Here is a 15,993-nt window from a genome sequence, read left to right as displayed (position 1 = left end):
ATCACCTGGATCGTCCGGCGGCGTCCCATCGTACGAGGGACGCCACGGCGCGTGCCGTGGGACGACGAGGAGTTGTTGAGGATGCGTACATGGGGACCGCTCACGGCGGTCTGTCTTGGCACGTTCATGCTGCTGCTGGACGTGACGATCGTGATCGTGGCACTGCCCGACATCGCGCGGGCGCTGGACGCCTCGCTGAGCGATCTGCAGTGGGTCGTCGACGGGTACGCGCTCGCGCTCGCCGCGCTGTTGCTCGCGGCGGGCGCGGCTGCCGACGTGCTGGGCCGGCGCCGGGTGCATGTGGTGGGTGTCGTGCTGTTCGCGGTGGCCTCGCTGTGGTGCGGGCTCGCGTCCGGGCCCGGGATGCTGGTGGCGGCGCGCGCGGTGCAGGGGGTGGGCGCGGCCGCGATGTTCGCGACGACGCTGCCGCTGCTCGGCTCGGTGTACCAGGGACGGCAGCGGTCGGCGGCGCTCGGTGTGTGGGGCGCGGTGAGCGGTTCCGCTGCCGCGGTCGGTCCGCTGGTCGGCGGGCTGCTCGCCGAGGGGCCCGGCTGGCGGTGGATCTTCTTCGTCAACCTGCCGGTGAGCGTGGCCTCGGTGTGGCTGACCCTGCGGGTGGTTCCCGAGTCGCGCGGCCCGCGGGAGATGCGGGTCGACTGGGCGGGCACGGCGACCTTCGCGTGCTTCGCGGGGGCGACGACGTACGCGACGGTGCGGGCCGGTTCGGACGGCTGGACGTCGACGCCCACGACCGTGTCGTACGCGCTGGCGGCGCTGTCGCTGCTCTGCTTCGTCCTCGTCGAGCGGCGGGCCGCCCATCCGCTGCTCGATCTCGCGCTGCTGCGCAGGCCGGCGTTCGTGGGCGTGATGCTGGGCGCGCTGGCCTTCAACGCGGCGGCGTTCGGCGTGATCCCGTATCTCTCGATCTGGCTGCAGACGCTGGAGGGGATGAGCCCGGTGCAGGGCGGTCTTGTGCTGCTGCCGATGACCGGGGCCTCGGTCGTGGCGTCGGTGCTCGTCGGCAAGCTGCTGCACGGCGTGCCGGCCCGGATCACCGTCGGCGGCGGGCTGCTGCTCATCGGGGCCGGCATGTTCTGCCAGGCGGTGCTCGACGCGGGCGCGACCTGGCCGGTCCTCGTGCCGGGTCTGGTCCTGGTGGGCCTCGGTACGGGTCTGGTGGCGCCCACGCTCGCGGGCGCCGCGCTGGCCACCGTGCGGCCCGAACGCGCGGGCATGGCGGGCGGCGCGGTCAACACCTCCCGGCAGCTCGGGTACGCGCTCGGAGTCGCCGTCTTCGGCACGGTCGTCACGTCCCGGATGCGGGACACCCTCCCGCACGAGGCCGCACACACCCTCGCGGGCGGCGGCGCGGAAGCCCTGCGAGGCACGTTCTCCTCCCACACCCTGAACGCGGCCTTCACCTCGGGCCTGAACACGGCAGCCGTGGTCGCGGGGCTGACGGGAACGCTCGCGGGCGCCCTGGTCCTCGCGCTGGTGCGCACACCTCGCCCACGCCAGGGGCCACCACTGGACATCCCGGCCCAGGCGGACAGGGTGCCGACACCGCGCCTCTGACCTGGTCCGACGCCCTTGGGGCAGCCCCGCAGGGGCGCCCCAAGGGGCGCGGGGAACTGCGCGCTCAGCCCGTACGAACCCGCACTTCACCACGACAAGCACCCCCACCACCCGCCCGGCCCAGCCAGCGCAGCGAACTCGTACAGATTCCGTGGAGATTACGGGTCCGAAACTTACGGAGGAGTAAGGATTCTGTCCCGGCCAGCACCATTGTGGCCGTATTTCAACTGTTGACCAGTGCGTACGCCCGCCCTCACACCGATTCGGCGCCCCTCCCGCCGCAGAGCATGGTGGGGTAGCTTTCACGGCGCTGTGGAGCACCACAAGGAGCGGGGATTGCGCGAGTTCACCAACCCTCCCCTGGCGTCGGCACCGCCGGTGGGCGGCCTGGCCGATGCCGTGTTCGAACATGCCCAGGAGGATCCGCTCTACATCGCGCTCGGCCGCAAGGACGACGAGGGCCAGTGGCGCGACGTGACGTCCGCCGAGTTCCGGGACGAGGTCCTGGCGCTGGCGAAGGGTTTGCTGGCGCACGGCATCCGCTTCGGGGACCGGGTCGCGATCATGTCCCGTACGCGCTACGAGTGGACGCTCTTCGACTTCGCGCTGTGGTCGATCGGCGCGCAGGTCGTGCCCATCTACCCCACCTCGTCGGCCGAGCAGGTCTTCTGGATGCTGCACGACGCGCAGGTCTCGGCCGCGATGGTGGAGCACGAGGACCACGCGATGACCATCGCCACGGTCATCGACCGGCTGCCGACGCTGCACAAACTGTGGCAGCTGGACACGGGCGCGGTGCAGGAGCTGTACGAGGCCGGCGGGCACATCGACGACGAGGTGGTGCACCGGCACCGGCGGGCGGTCACGCCCGAGTCGACGGCGACGATCATCTACACGTCCGGAACGACCGGCCGCCCCAAGGGCTGTGTCCTCTCCCACGCGAACTTCATGTTCGAGTCGGACACGGTCACCGAGCGCTGGGAGCCGCTGTTCCACTCCAAGCGCGGCGACCAGGCGGCCACCCTGCTGTTCCTGCCGCTCGCGCACGTCTTCGGGCGGATGGTGCAGGTCGCGGCGATCCGCGGGCGGGTCAAATTCGGCCATCAGCCGCAGCTGAACGCGGCGGCCCTGCTGCCGGATCTGGCCGCGTTCCAGCCGACGTTCTTCCTCGCGGTGCCGTACATCTTCGAGAAGGTCTTCAACGCGGCGCGCAGGAAGGCGGAGCGGGAGGGCAGGGCGGGCCCGTTCGAGAAGGCCGTCGAGGTCGCCGTGCGCTACGCGGACGCGGCGGAGGCGAAGGCGTGGGGCATCGGCCCCGGGCCCTCGGCGGCGCTCCGGGTGCAGCACCAGCTGTTCGACAAGCTCGTCTACTCCAAGATCCGTGCCGCGATGGGCGGTCGCATCAAGCACGCGATGTCCGGCGGCTCGGCGATGGACCGGCGGCTCGGGCTGTTCTTCGCGGGCGCCGGTGTGCAGATCTACGAGGGGTACGGGCTCACCGAGTCCACGGCGGCCGCGACCGCCAACCCGCCCGAGCGCACCCGGTACGGCACCGTCGGGCAGCCCATCCCGGGCACGACCGTGCACATCGCGGACGACGGCGAGATCTGGCTGAGCGGCGCCAACGTCTTCCAGGGCTATCTCAACGACCCGAAGGCCACCGACGCGGCGCTGCACGACGGCTGGCTCGCCACCGGTGACCTGGGTGCGCTCGACGAGGACGGCTACCTCACCATCACCGGGCGCAAGAAGGAGATCCTGGTGACCTCCGGCGGCAAGAGCGTCTCGCCGGGGATCCTGGAGGAGCGGGTGCGCGACCATCCACTGGTCGCGCAGTGCATCGTCGTCGGCAACGACCGGCCGTACATCGCGGCGCTCGTCACCCTCGACGGGGAGGCCGTCGAGCACTGGCTGCAGATGCGGGACAAGCCCCAGCTGACCCCGTCGGAGCTGGTCCGGGACCCCGACCTGGAGACCGAGGTGCGGCGCGCCGTCGTCGCCGCGAACACCCTCGTCTCCCAGGCCGAGTCGATCCGCACGTTCCGGATACTGGCCCACCAGTTCACCGAGGAACACGGCCTGCTGACCCCCTCCCTGAAACTGAAACGCAAGGCGATCGAGAACGCGTACGGCGCGGAGGTCGAGGCCCTGTATCGCGCGTAGCGCGCCCCGGAAGGGGCGCGGGGAACTGCGCGACCAGCCACGACGAACCCGCGGCCGACAAGCAGCAAACCTGACGGCCCATCACATACCGATGCGTCAGATATTGACGCATCGTCAGATCGCACGGATTATTTCGGTCACCCGACGGAGGGGGACCGACCGTGTCGCGACCGACCCGTACCATCGCCGCCGCGGTGGCCGTAACCGCGCTTCTGCTGGCGAGTGCCTGCAACTCCGCCTCCACCACAGGGGGTTCGGAGGCCGAGGACTCCGTACGCGGGGTCTCCGACACCTCCGTCAAGGTGGGCGGCATCGTCTCGATGACCACCGCCAGCGGGTACTCGAAGAAGGACACCGACCTCGGGGCCAGAGCCCGCTTCGACCGTGCGAACGCCGAAGGCGGTGTGAACGGGCGGAAGATCGACTACCTGGGCGCCGAGGACGACGGCCAGGATCCCGCCAGGAACCTCACGGCGGCCCGCAAACTCGTCCAGCAGGACAAGGTGTTCGCGATCGCGCCGATGAGTTCGACGACGTTCTCCGGCGCGGACTTCCTGCAGAAGCAGAAGGTCCCCACCTTCGGCTGGGGCACGCTGCCGTCCTTCTGCGGGCCCTCGTACATCTACGGTTTCGGCGGCTGCATGGTGCCGATGCCCGGCGGCACCATCTCGCAGACCTGGCCCGAGGGGCTCAAGGAGGTGCTGGGCGGTTCGGCGGGCAGGAGTGTGGCGATCCTCGCCAACGACAGTGACGCGGGGACGTTCGCCATCCGCACGTACAGGCAGAGCTTCGCGTCGGCCGGATTCAAGGTGACGTTCGCGAAGCCCTCGGTGCCCGCGACCTCCGTGCCGAACGACTGGTCGGCGTACACGAAGGAGATCCTGCGGAGCAACGGCGGCAAGGCCCCGGACGCGATCGTCTCGGTGATGCAAACGCCGTACAACATCGGCCTGTTCACGGCGATCAAGCGCGCGGGGTACACCGGTCTGCTCACCGATCCGACCGACTACGACCCCGGGCTGCTCGCGAAGAGCGCGACGAAGAAGGCGCTCGACGGGGTGCACGTCCTGCTGTCGTTCCAGCCGTTCGAGCAGGACAGCGCGGCGATGACGCAGTTCAGGAAGGACATCACGAAGGCGGCCGGCAAGAGCGTGCCCCTGAACATGCACATGATGACGGGCTATATGTCGGCCGATCTCTTCCTCGCCATCGCCGAGAAGGCCGGCAAGGGCCTGACGGTGGCGTCCTTCCAGAAGGCGGCGGACGGGTTCACGGACACCGGCACGATGGTCGGCGACCGGGCGGAGCCCAAGGGGCAGAAGGAGTCGTTCGGCTGCGGGGCGCTCGTCCAGCTCAAGGGCGGGAAGTACGTCGTCTCGTCGCCGTTCAGGTGCTATCCGCCGATCCCCTTCAAGTAGGCGCAACTTCACGTACGCACGGCTTCAAGTGGGCGCGGCTCAAGGCGACTTGACGACTCGGGGATATGGGGATTTGGGGACTCGGCATGGCTGACCTTCTCGGATTCGTACTGAGCGGACTGGTGTCGGGTGCGCTGTACGCGCTGCTCGCCACCGGTCTCGTGCTCTCCTACTCGGCCTCGGGCCTCTTCAACTTCGCCCACGGCGCGACCGCTTACCTGTGCGCACTCGCCTTCTACGAACTGCACTCGGGCTTCGGCTGGCCCGCCGTACCGACGGCCGTGCTGCTGGTCTGTGTGGCGGCACCCGCGCTCGGCTGGGGACTCGACCGGCTGATGTTCCGGAAGCTGGCGCGGGTCGGTGAGACGGCCCAGATCGTCGCCACCATCGGGCTGTTGGTGGCGCTGCCCGCGCTCGGGCTCTGGATCGTCGAGCTGCTGGAGGACGCGGGCGCGTCGGTGAAACCGGCCGAGAACCAGTTCGGGCTGCCCGGTGTCGGGCCGAGTCCGGCCAGGTCCTGGCAGTTGACGGACGGTGTCGGCATCGACTCGGACCAGCTGATCACCTGGGTCGCGACCGCGGTGGTGGCCGTCGGCCTCTGGGTCCTGATGCGGCACACCCCGCTGGGGCTGAAGCTCCGGGCGGCCGTCGACGACCGTTCGCTGGTGGAGCTGCGCGGGCTGAGCGCGGACCGGCTGTCGTCGATCGCGTGGATGCTGTCGTCGGGGCTCGCGGGCCTGGCGGGCGTCCTGGCCACCCCGCTGCTCGGTCTGTCGGCCCACGACTTCACCCTCTTCCTCTTCGTCTCGGCGACGGCGGCGGTGCTCGGGCGCTTCGTCTCCATCCCGCTGGCGTTCGCGGGCGGGCTCGGGCTCGGGGTGCTGCAGAACCTGGTCGCCGGGTACGCGGGTTTCGCCGAGCGGATCACCGGATTCCGTACCGCCGTACCGTTCCTGATCCTCTTCGCCGGGCTGCTCCTGCTGACCAGGCGCAGCCGCACGGCGGGGACGGCGGCCGTGGACGCGCCGCCGGTCGACTATCTGGCGGGCCGGTCCAGGCTGCGGCGGTGGGGACCGTGGGCGACGGCCGCCGTGCTGCTGGCCGTGGCCTTCTACACGGTGACGACCCCGTTCTGGAGCGGCATCCTCGCCCAAGGGCTCGCCCTGTCCCTGGTGTTCGTCTCCTTCACGGTGGTGACGGGGCTCGGCGCGATGGTGTCGTTGGCTCAGGCGACCTTCGTGACCGGGGCGGCGCTGGTGGCGGGGCTGCTGATGAGTCATGGCTGGCCGTTCGTAGCCGCGGCGGCCGTGGGGACGTGCGCGGCGGCCGTGCTCGGTGCCCTGGTGGCGCTGCCCGCGCTGCGGCTCGGCGGCCGCTCGCTCGCCCTCGCGACCCTCGCGCTCGCCTTCCTGGCGGACCAAGTCCTCTTCCAGATCGGCTGGTTGAGGAACGGCGACACCGGTTGGTCGGTCCCCCGGCCGGTCTTCGGTCCGGTGGATCTCAACGACGACCGGGCGTTCGGTGTCGCACTGCTCGTGCTGGTCACCGCAGCCGTCGCCGCGCTCAGCGCGCTGCGCGGCTCGCCGTCCGGGCGGGCCATGCTCGCGGTGCGTTCGGCGCCCGCGGCGGCGATGGCCTCCGGGGTGTCGGTCGTCCGCACCAAGCTGGTGCTGTTCACCCTGTCGGCCGGGCTCGCGGGGTTCGGCGGCGTGATGTACGCGTCCTACAACACCCGTGTCACCGCTACCGACTTCACCGCGATGACAGGACTGATCTGGCTCGCGGTGGTCGTCGCGGCGGGCCTGCGCCGCCCGCAGTTCGCGGTCGTCGCCGGACTCGTCTACGCCCTCGTACCGCACCTCGTCTCCGACTACGTCACCGAGTCCGTCCACCTCCCCGTGATCCTCTTCGGCCTGGCGGGCCTGGCCCTGGCGAACGACCCGGACGGGTATTGCGCTGCAGTGTCTGTGCGGGTGCATCGGAGGCGCTTGGCGCGTGGGGGCCCGGCTGAGGCCGGGGCGGGGACAGGGCCGATGGCTGGCGCTGGGGCTGAGGCTGAGCAAGAGGCAGGAGCGCAGGCGGGGGCGAGGGCGGGGACGAAGTCGCGGCCGGCGAGTGGCGGGACGGGCACCGAACCCGAGTCGGCACCTGGCGTGACGGGCTACCCGATCGAGGCGCGGAGCGGCAACGGGGCCGAGTTGTCCGGAGCGCCCAGCGGCAGCCCGGTCGGCGCGTCCCGGGTGCCGGGCGAGGGTCCGGCCGACTCGTCCCGGGTGCCGGGCGGGGATCTGACCGACCCGCCCCAGACGCCAGGCAGGGCTCCAACCAACTCGCCCCAGACGCCAGGCAGGGCTCCAACCGACCCGCCCCAGACGCCAGGCCGAGGTCCAACCGACCCGCCACGGGCACCGGGCAGGGGTTCAACCGACTCGCCCCAGGTGCCAGGCAGGGGCCCAGCCGACCCGCCCCAGGTGCCAAGCAAGGGTCCAGCCGACCCACCCCAAACGCCGGGCCGGAGCCCAGCCGTGGTGTCCGAGACATCGAGCCGCAGTCCGGCCGACGCGTCTCGGACAGCGAGCCCGAGCCCGGTCGGCGCGTCCCGGGCGCCGAGTGGGGATCCCGCCCGTGCCCCCGAAGCCGGTGCCGCGCCGACGGCCCCCTCCTCCCCCGCCGCACCGACGCCCGCCCTCGAACTCCGCGCCGTCCGTGCCGGATACGACGGTGCGCCCGTCCTGCACGGGGTGGACCTCGCCGTGCACCCCGGCGAGATCGTCGCGCTGCTCGGCCCGAACGGGGCCGGAAAATCGACGACTTGCCGTGTCGCGGCGGGCCTGGTCGGTCCGCTCGGCGGCCAGGTGTACGTGGCCGGCCGCGACGCCACCCGCGAGGGAGCCGTACGCCGGTCGCGCGCCGGAGTGGTCCTGGCACCGGAGGGGCGAGGCATCTTCCCGGCGCTCACCATCGAGGAGAACCTCGCCCTGTACCTGCGGGAGAAGAGCCGGCGCGAGGCCGTGTACGAACGCTTCCCCGGCCTCGCCGGACGACGTGGCGTGCCCGCCGGCTCCCTCTCCGGCGGCGAACAGCAGATGCTCGCCCTCGCCCCGCTCCTCCAACGCCCCCCGAAGGTCCTGATCGCGGACGAACCGTCCCTCGGCCTCGCCCCGCGCATCGTCGAGGAGGTGTTCCGCCTCCTCACCGAACTCCGCGACACCGGAACGGCGTTGCTCCTGGTCGAGGAGAAGGCGACCGAGGCGCTGGGCGTCGCGGACACGGTCGCGTACCTCGCGCAGGGGCGGGTGACGTGGTGCGGCCCCCGGGCATCCGTGGAGACGGCCCGGCTGACGGAGGCGTATCTGGGTTTGGGCGCGCGTGCGGCCGCCGCGGCCACGCCCGATTCCGATCCAGGCCTCGCGTCCCCCGTGAATCCGACCAGCCCGTCCCAGCCCCGGGGAGGGGTCCGGCCATGAGCATCACCCCCGAGCACCCCGAGCACCTCGAACACCCCGTGCCGCCCGCCCTCCAGGCCACCGGCATCGGCGTCCGCTTCGGTGGCATCCGGGCGCTCGACGACGTGAGCCTCACGCTCCGTCCCGGGGAGATCTGCGGGCTCATCGGCCCCAACGGTGCCGGAAAGACGACCCTCTTCGACGTGCTCTCCGGCATCCGGCGCCCGGACGAGGGCCGCGTCAGCCTCGACGGAACGGATGTCACCCGCCGCTCCCCCGTCTGGCGCGCCCGCCACGGTATGCGCCGCACCTTCCAGCGGCAGCAGCTGTTCGGCCAGCTCACCGTGGCCGACAACCTGGTCGTGGCCCAGGAATGGCGCGGCGGCGGAGGCGGCCTCGCGGCAGATCTGCTGGCGTCCCCGACACGGCGTACGTACGAGCGGGACCGTCGTGCCCGGGCGGCCGCCGTCCTGCGCACCTGCGGGCTCGACGACCTCGGTGGGACGTACGCCGGCGCACTGCCGGTGGGCCGGGCCCGCATGGTCGAGCTGGCGCGGGCGGTCGCGGACCCGCCCAGGGTGCTGCTGCTGGACGAGCCCGCGTCCGGGATGACGGCCGACGAACGCCGTCAACTGTCGTCCGTCATACGCCGGCTCTCCGACGAGGAAGGCTGTGCCGTCCTCCTCGTCGAGCACAACGTCGCCTTCGTCATGGAACTGTCGGCCCGGATCGTCGTACTGGACCTGGGCCACGTCCTCGCCGAGGGCACCCCCGCCGAGGTCCACGCCGACCGGCGGGTGAGGGACGCGTACCTGGGCACGACCTCGGCCCAGAACGAGCCGGGCACCGGACCTGTCGCCAGGACGGACATCAGCCCAGCACCAACCAACCACCATGTTCGCACGGTGACTTGTCACGAGAAGCGGTAACACGTGCGCGACCGCGCGGCTAGGCTTCCGCGGAGATCGGATGCCATCGTCGACGGCGGCGGGCAGGCGTACGGGGGAAGAGCAGCCATGGCGGACGTCAGGGTCGAGACGGTCGCGCTCGACGCGGCCGGCAACCGGCAGATCGCGAGCAGAACGCGGGCGACGTCGTCCCTGGGGGAGCGCGCCGCCGAGATCGAAGAGGCGATCGTCCAGGCCTCGGCCATCGCCCAGCAGTCCCTTGAACAGGTACCGCAGCGCGAGGGGTGGCAGGTCACCAGCCTGGACGTCACGTTCGGGCTGACGCTCGCAGCCGAGGCCGGTGTCATCCTCTCCAAGGCGTCGGCGGAGGCTTCGTTCGAGGTCACGCTCACTGTGGAGCGGACACCGGGTGCGCGGTGACCAACCCAGGGTCGTAGAAGGCGACGACGGGGACTCGATGACCGGCGCGGGCTACTGGGTCGAGCTCTATCAGGCTCGACAGCGGCTTGGCGGTGGGTTCCTGCTCACGCGCCGCTTCGTTCTCACTGCCCTGCACTGTCTGAGCGGGCTGCCTTCCGACTCGCAGGTGGGCATCGTTCTCGCCGACGGTCAGCGGATCGGGGGGCGGGTGTGCAGACAGGACAAGGACGCGGATCTGGCCCTGGTGGAGATCCACGCGGAGCACCAGGTGACGTTGCCGATCCCGGCGGCCGACGTCGCCCGCGGCGGGGACCGCTGGCGTGGCCCCTATCGGCCGGCCGCTCACGAGGTACACCTCAGCGGCAACGTCAGCAACGGCTCCGCCCTGCACCAGTGCGTCGGCGGCGCGACCATCGAGGCGCTGCAACTGACGGCGGACCAGGTCCTCGGTGACTACTCGGGCTATTCCGGGGGGCCGGTCGAAGGCGTCCTCGACGGAGGCAGTCGACAGCCCGCGGTCGTGGGCATCCTCATCGAACAGGCGCAGGACAGGGCCGACGGCACCCGCGCGGCCAACGTCCTGTTCGCGGCCACGATCGGTGAGGCGATGCGGCGCTTCGACCACCTCGACGTCGCCCATCTCATCGATGTGATCCGGCCGCCCCGGCAGGAGCCGGAGACTCCGGCCGACGACGAACCGCCGTCCCGGGCCCCGAGGTTCGCGGGGACGGAGGCACTCCTCCTACAACTCGACGAGTGGGGACAGCGCCAGATCATGGACTCGGCCCAGATCGCCGAGCTCAAGTTCATGGCCGTCAAGGCGCTCATCGAGAACGAGGCCACAGGCGGGAGCGTATGACGGACCTCTGGCAGTACGCCATCTCCAGTGCCGAGAAGGCGCTGCGCGGCGACGTCTCGGCGCGGGCACGGGCGGCGGAACGCGCCGCCGCACTCCGGGACGATCCACGCCCGCTTGACCGGCCGACGGTCGTCCAGGACATCGCCCGGCTCACCGCGCTGCTCGACGCACTCGATCTGCACGACGTCTCACGCGACCTGCTGGAACACGTGGTGTCCCGGATCATGTGGGACCCGCGAGGGCTCGCCCTCGACCTCTCCGTCCGCAACCGGCTCGCGGTTGTCCTGGCGGACCGGGGACACGTGGCCGCCGCGGCCAGTCTGCTGGCCACGGTGGGCCGGTTCGGCGAGCGGCGTGTCGACCGCACGGCCGCGGCGGGTGCGTACGCGAACCTCGCGGCGCTCCGGTTTCGGCTCGGGGATGTCCAGGGCGCCGTGACGGCGGCGCAACGGGCCGAGACCCGTCTGGAGCCACTCGGCAGCGCCGCGACGGACCCGGACGACCGGCGTCATGTCCTCCGCCGGTCCGGCGGCACGGAAGCGGACCTGGACGACCTGGACGACCGGGACGACCGGGATGCACAACGTCCGCGTGAGGGCCCGGAATCCCCGCACCCACGCCCCAGGCTCCCACCGCCCAGGTACATCCTGGACGGCGGCAACCCGGCGGTGACCCGTGCGGCCAGGCGCCCCACCGAAGCCGTCCCGCCCGGCCTCGGTGCCCAGGACTCGCGCGGGTCCACCCCGGCCGACAGCACCACGCCACCCGCGTCGGGCAACACCCTCGCGCACCTCGACATCCGCCTCCTCGCGGCCTCCGTCCTGACCGCGGCGGCCCGGCGCGAGAACCGGCACGCCGAGGCGGACCGGTGTCTGGACGACCTCGAAGTGATCGTCCGACGCCTCGTGGACCTGCTGGGCAGCGGCCATCCGAAGTCGCTGTCGGCACTGGTCACGCTGGCCTCCGCCGAGTTCGAGTCGGCCGGTGCGGCACGCGACGGGAGGCGGATGGATCGGGCCGCAGACGTGCTGGCGGTGGCGGCGCAGCGCGCCGCGGCGACCATGGGGGCCCATCACCCCCAGGCGATCGCCGCCCTGGTGAGCGTCGCCACCGCCGAGGGTGAAGCGGCCCGCCTCACCCGCGACAGCCGCCGTCTCGGTGGGGCCAGGTCCCTGCTCGCCGCCGCCGAGCAACGGGCCGCCGTTCACCAACGCAGCACCCCGCCGCCCCGTGAGCGGGACGCCGCGCAGACGCCCCCGGGCGTCCAGTTCCCGCCGCCCGCCGCGGGTACGCCACGCCGCCCCGAGCAGAGGGGGGCGCGCGAGGGTTCGGCGTGGCTGCGCCTCAGCGTGCTCGGCCCGGTCCGTGCCTGGCGCGGCAGCGAGCCGCTGCCCGCCGGCTCCCCCCAGCAACGTGCCCTCCTCGCCGCCCTGGTGCTGCGCGAGGGCCGCATCGCCACGGTCGCCGAGCTGATCGACTCGATGTGGGGGGAGGACCCGCCCTCCCAGGCACTCGCGGCTGTACGCACCTACGCGTCCCGGCTTCGCAAGATCCTCGGTTCCGACGTGCTGGTCAGCGGGTCCGGGGGGTACGCGTTGCAGACGGCTCCCGACGAGATCGATCTCTGCCTGGCGCGGGAACTCGCCGCGGACGCCGAGCGGTCGCGCGAGATGGGCGAGGACCGGCGGGCCAGCGAACTCCTGGACAGGGCACTGGCGTTGTGGGACGGCGAGCCGCTGGCCGGCGTGCCGGGCCCGTTCGCCGAAAGGCATCGCGCCCGGTTGGCGGAGTGGCGTCTCCACCTCCTCGAAATCCGCCTGGAGCTGGACCTGGACCTGGGCAGCCACGCGGAGGTCGTCTCCGAGCTCACTGCGCTCACCGCCGCCCACCCCCTGCGCGAGCGCCTCCGCGAACTCCTCATGCTCGCCCTGTACCGCAGCGGCCGTAAGTCGGAGGCCATCGCCGTCTACGACGACACGCAAAGGCTGCTCGCGGACGCGGTCGGCGTCGAACCGGGGCCGGGCCTGAGGCAGTTGCAGGAGCGCATCCTCCACACGGATCCCGCCCTGGCCGCTCCCCACGAGCGCCCTGTCACACCGCAGACCGATCTTCGCCCCTACCAACTCCCCTCGACCGTCTCCGACTTCACCGGCCGAGCCGCCTTCATGAGCGAACTCGACACGGTTCTGACCGACGAACCGGGCGCCGTCGCCGCCATCTCCGCGCTGGCCGGCATCGGCGGCGTCGGCAAGACGACCCTCGCCGTGCACGCCGCGCACCGGGCCCGCCGCTCCTTCCCCGACGGTCAGCTCTACGTCGATCTGCGCGGAGTCGGCCCGGACGCGGCCCTCCCGGAGGCCGTACTCGGTGCCTTCCTCAGGAGTCTGGGCACGCCCGAGTCCGCGATCCCCGACGCCCTGGACGACCGCGCCGCGCTGTACCGCTCCCTGCTCGACGGGCGGCGCGTCCTCGTCCTCCTGGACAACGCTCGTGACGCGGAGCAGGTGCGGCCTCTGCTGCCCGGTGCTCTGGGCTGCGCCACGCTCATCACCAGCCGGGTGCGGATGGTGGACCTGGCCGGAGCGCACCTCGTCGACCTCGACGTCATGAGCCCGGAGGAGGCACTTCAGTTCTTCACAAGAATCGTGGGGGAGGAACGGGTCACTCCCGAACGCGAAGCCGCTCTCGACGTGGTCACCGCCTGTGGCTTTCTGCCGCTCGCCATCCGTATCGCGGGCTCCCGGCTGGCCGCCCGTCGGACCTGGACGGTCTCGGTGCTGGCGGCCAAGCTCTCCGACGAGCGCAGTCGGCTCGACGAATTGCAGGCTGGCGACCTGGCGGTCAGGGCCACCTTCGCCATGGGCTACCGGCAGTTGGTGCCCGGGCAGGCGCGGGCGTTCCGACTCCTCGGCCTCGCCAACGGGCCGGACATCTCGCTCGCGGCTGCCGCGGCCATGCTCGACCAGCCGGTCCAGGACGCGGAGAAACTCCTGGAAACACTGGTCGACGCCGGCTTCCTGGAGTCGGCGGGACCCGGCCGCTACCGCTACCACGATCTCGTACGGCTCTATGCGCGGTCCTGCGCCACGGAGGACGAACAGGCCCCGGACGAACGGGAGTCGGCCCTCGCCAGACTGCTGGACTTCTATCTCGCCACGGCCGCAGAGGCGTACGCGGTAGAACACCCCGGTGACCGGAGTGTGGAGCACCTGGCGGCCACCCGGTATCACGACGCGGAGTTCTCGTATCTGGACGACGCCCGGCGGTGGCTGAACACGGAGGCGTCGTGCGTCCTGTCCTGCGTGCGTCAGCTCGCGCACGGCACGCTGCTGCGGCCGGCGATCGATCTGCTGTGGAGCGCCAAGGACCTTGCGGGGTCCGTCCACCACCGGCTGTACCAGGCCACCGCGGCCACGGCGAAGGAGGCCGCGCACGAGGCGCGCGACGCCCAGGCCATGGGGCGGGCGTGTGCCGCTCTGACCGCGGTCCATCTGACGGCGGGAAACCTGCGGGAAGCCGACGAGGAGGCCCAGCGGGCGCTGGCCCTGGCGATGGCCGTCGACGACCCGGTGACCATCGCCTGGGCACCGTACGACCGCGGTGTCATCGCCATCCAGGAGAGCCGCCACGCGGAGGCGGACCTTCGTCTCCGGGAGGCCCTGGCCCGGTTCCGGGCGGACGACAACCTGTTCGGAGTGGCCAGCGCGCTGTGCCAGCTGTCCCACGTCGAGACGAGCCTGGGCAATGCCCGTAGCGCGGTCGCCCTCGCCGAGGAGGCCATCGACCGCCTCGGCGACGAGACCGACACGCTGGCGCTGGCCGAGTGCCGATACGCACTCGGCCTCGCCCTGGTCGGCACGGGACAGATCCTCGGGGCCCTGGAGCAACTGGACCAAGCCCTGGTGATCTTCCAGGACGGGGGCCAGGCGCTCGGGGAGGGGACGGTGCACTTCCGGCGTGCCGAGATCCTGCTCGCCGCCCGCCGCCATGCCGAGGCCGCCGTGGAGGCCGAGCAGGCGCTGGCCGTGTTCCACAGGGTGGGCGGCGACCGGCGGCGGGCCGACGTCCTCGTCGTACTAGGTGACGTCCTGGACGGCGGAGGCGAGTCCGCCAGGGCCCGTTCCTGCTGGACGGAGGCGCTCGCCGTGGCCGAGCGCGTGCCGGGCCCGGAGGGAGCCGAACTGCGCGGTCGGCTGGAGACGCGGCTGCACGGCCGCGCCCCTTCTCACACCAACTGGTAACCCCGCATGTTCGAGAGCAGCAGATAGCAGTCCTGGAGGGAGCCGGAGGTGTCGCCGAGGGAGCGGTAGATACCCCACTTGGGGCGTACGCGGTCGGCCAGAAACGTGTCCACGCCCGTGCGTGACGCGTCGACGACCGTCGTGGAGCCGTTCTTCAGTATCCAACGGACGGAACCGGCCGAGCCGTTGCCGACCTTGATCTGGAAGTCGACGTCGATCCACTTGTTGTGCAGGGGTTCGAGATTCGTACGGCCGACGAGGATGTCCTCCTCGAACAGCTTCAGCTCGATGGTCTGCACGCCGTTCACCCGCCGGAGCGACTGCACGACGATCGGCGAACTGCCGGTGCCGGGCTGCTTCATCTGCATGATGTGGGTGAAGGTGGTGGTCGCCTTCAGGGAGCTGGGGATGTACATCGAGTACGTCACCCGCCAGGTCTGGCCCTCGGTCCACTTGAGGTAGTTGCTGCCGGAGCCGTTGCGCAGGCCCGTGACCTCGTGCCGCTGACGGTCCGTCGACGTGTCGCGGTCGACGGTGTGCATGTTGAACCGCCAGTTGTCGCCCGTGGCGAAGATGTGCGGGGAGGCCGCCGTGTGCGAGTCCGCGCGGTCGTCCTCCAGGGTCTCGAAGGCGCCGAGCCCGTTGGTGCGCGCCGACGGGGACCACTTCAGCTGCCAGGACGCGGCGGGGGCCGCGAGGGCGGGTGGACCGACGGCCGCTGCGGCCACGCCGCCCAGTGCCGCGCCGAGCAGGTTCCTTCGTGTGGGGGTCATGGGTCTCTCATTCTTCTCGTCGTCGAGTTTCTGAGTTCACATACGTGCACCCCGTTCACCAACATGAAGAAGAGTCCCCGTTCTGACAGGACGCGGTCAATGGTTCGGACCTGCGAACCCGGGTAGGTTTCCAGCCAATCTCCGATTCGCTCGGCGCTCGCACGGGGCCGGAAAGCGGGACAGGAATGCA

At 71.5% G+C, this 15,993-nt stretch carries 9 protein-coding genes; 8 read left to right on the top strand and 1 reads right to left on the bottom strand.

The features are described from left to right. The first annotated feature begins 81 nt into the window (after window positions 1-81). The 8 genes from ACFWXQ_RS25630 (at window position 82) to ACFWXQ_RS25595 (ending at window position 15,030) form a co-directional block, all read left to right on the top strand. The gene (locus ACFWXQ_RS25630) at window positions 82-1,575 is read left to right on the top strand and encodes an MFS transporter (RefSeq protein ID WP_383948380.1); all 1,494 of its coding nucleotides are present in this window, start codon (window positions 82-84) and stop codon (window positions 1,573-1,575) included. Between the two features lie 336 nt (window positions 1,576-1,911). Then, window positions 1,912-3,738, top strand: a complete 1,827-nt coding sequence (locus ACFWXQ_RS25625; RefSeq protein WP_383948383.1) for an AMP-dependent synthetase/ligase — start codon at window positions 1,912-1,914, stop codon at window positions 3,736-3,738. A 161-nt stretch (window positions 3,739-3,899) separates the two neighbouring features. After that, window positions 3,900-5,156, top strand: a complete 1,257-nt coding sequence (locus tag ACFWXQ_RS25620) for an ABC transporter substrate-binding protein (protein ID WP_383948386.1) — start codon at window positions 3,900-3,902, stop codon at window positions 5,154-5,156. A gap of 86 nt (window positions 5,157-5,242) precedes the next feature. Next, window positions 5,243-8,623: an ATP-binding cassette domain-containing protein gene (locus ACFWXQ_RS25615; protein WP_386269243.1), complete on the top strand. Its 3,381-nt coding sequence runs from the start codon at window positions 5,243-5,245 to the stop codon at window positions 8,621-8,623. After that, window positions 8,620-9,531 carry an ABC transporter ATP-binding protein gene (locus tag ACFWXQ_RS25610; RefSeq protein ID WP_383948391.1) on the top strand — a complete coding sequence of 304 codons (912 nt, stop codon included), beginning with the start codon at window positions 8,620-8,622 and terminating at the stop codon, window positions 9,529-9,531. The genes ACFWXQ_RS25615 and ACFWXQ_RS25610 overlap by 4 nt, the downstream gene beginning before the upstream one ends. Before the next feature lie 87 nt (window positions 9,532-9,618). Continuing rightward, window positions 9,619-9,930, top strand: a complete 312-nt coding sequence (locus ACFWXQ_RS25605; protein ID WP_383948393.1) for a CU044_2847 family protein — start codon at window positions 9,619-9,621, stop codon at window positions 9,928-9,930. Beyond that, window positions 9,920-10,789, top strand: a complete 870-nt coding sequence (locus ACFWXQ_RS25600; protein WP_383948396.1) for a trypsin-like peptidase domain-containing protein — start codon at window positions 9,920-9,922, stop codon at window positions 10,787-10,789. Before ACFWXQ_RS25605 ends, ACFWXQ_RS25600 begins: the two co-directional genes overlap by 11 nt. 1,061 nt (window positions 10,790-11,850) lie before the next feature. Then, entirely contained in the window at window positions 11,851-15,030 is a 3,180-nt protein-coding gene (locus ACFWXQ_RS25595) for a BTAD domain-containing putative transcriptional regulator (protein WP_383948404.1), read from the top strand. Here the strand turns inward: ACFWXQ_RS25595 and ACFWXQ_RS25590 are convergent. Further along, the gene (locus ACFWXQ_RS25590) at window positions 15,015-15,803 is read right to left on the bottom strand and encodes a Tat pathway signal sequence domain protein (protein ID WP_383948398.1); all 789 of its coding nucleotides are present in this window, start codon (window positions 15,801-15,803) and stop codon (window positions 15,015-15,017) included. The genes ACFWXQ_RS25595 and ACFWXQ_RS25590 overlap by 16 nt on opposite strands. Between the last annotated feature and the right edge of the window lie 190 nt (window positions 15,804-15,993).

It is taken from the genome of Streptomyces sp. NPDC058697 (assembly GCF_042715345.1).
GTDB classification, from domain to species: domain Bacteria; phylum Actinomycetota; class Actinomycetes; order Streptomycetales; family Streptomycetaceae; genus Streptomyces; species Streptomyces liliifuscus.
This window is presented reverse-complemented; position numbering and strand designations above follow the sequence as displayed.

Excerpts from the sequence above, each read along its gene's own strand:
- ACFWXQ_RS25610 (WP_383948391.1), top strand. The coding sequence starts at position 8,620 with ATGAGCATCACCCCCGAGCACCCCGAGCACCTCGAACACCCCGTGCCG.
- ACFWXQ_RS25630 (WP_383948380.1), top strand. The coding sequence starts at position 82 with ATGCGTACATGGGGACCGCTCACGGCGGTCTGTCTTGGCACGTTCATG.
- ACFWXQ_RS25595 (WP_383948404.1), top strand. The coding sequence starts at position 11,851 with ATGGGGGCCCATCACCCCCAGGCGATCGCCGCCCTGGTGAGCGTCGCC.
- ACFWXQ_RS25615 (WP_386269243.1), top strand. The coding sequence starts at position 5,243 with ATGGCTGACCTTCTCGGATTCGTACTGAGCGGACTGGTGTCGGGTGCG.
- ACFWXQ_RS25590 (WP_383948398.1), bottom strand. The coding sequence starts at position 15,803 with ATGACCCCCACACGAAGGAACCTGCTCGGCGCGGCACTGGGCGGCGTG.
- ACFWXQ_RS25605 (WP_383948393.1), top strand. The coding sequence starts at position 9,619 with ATGGCGGACGTCAGGGTCGAGACGGTCGCGCTCGACGCGGCCGGCAAC.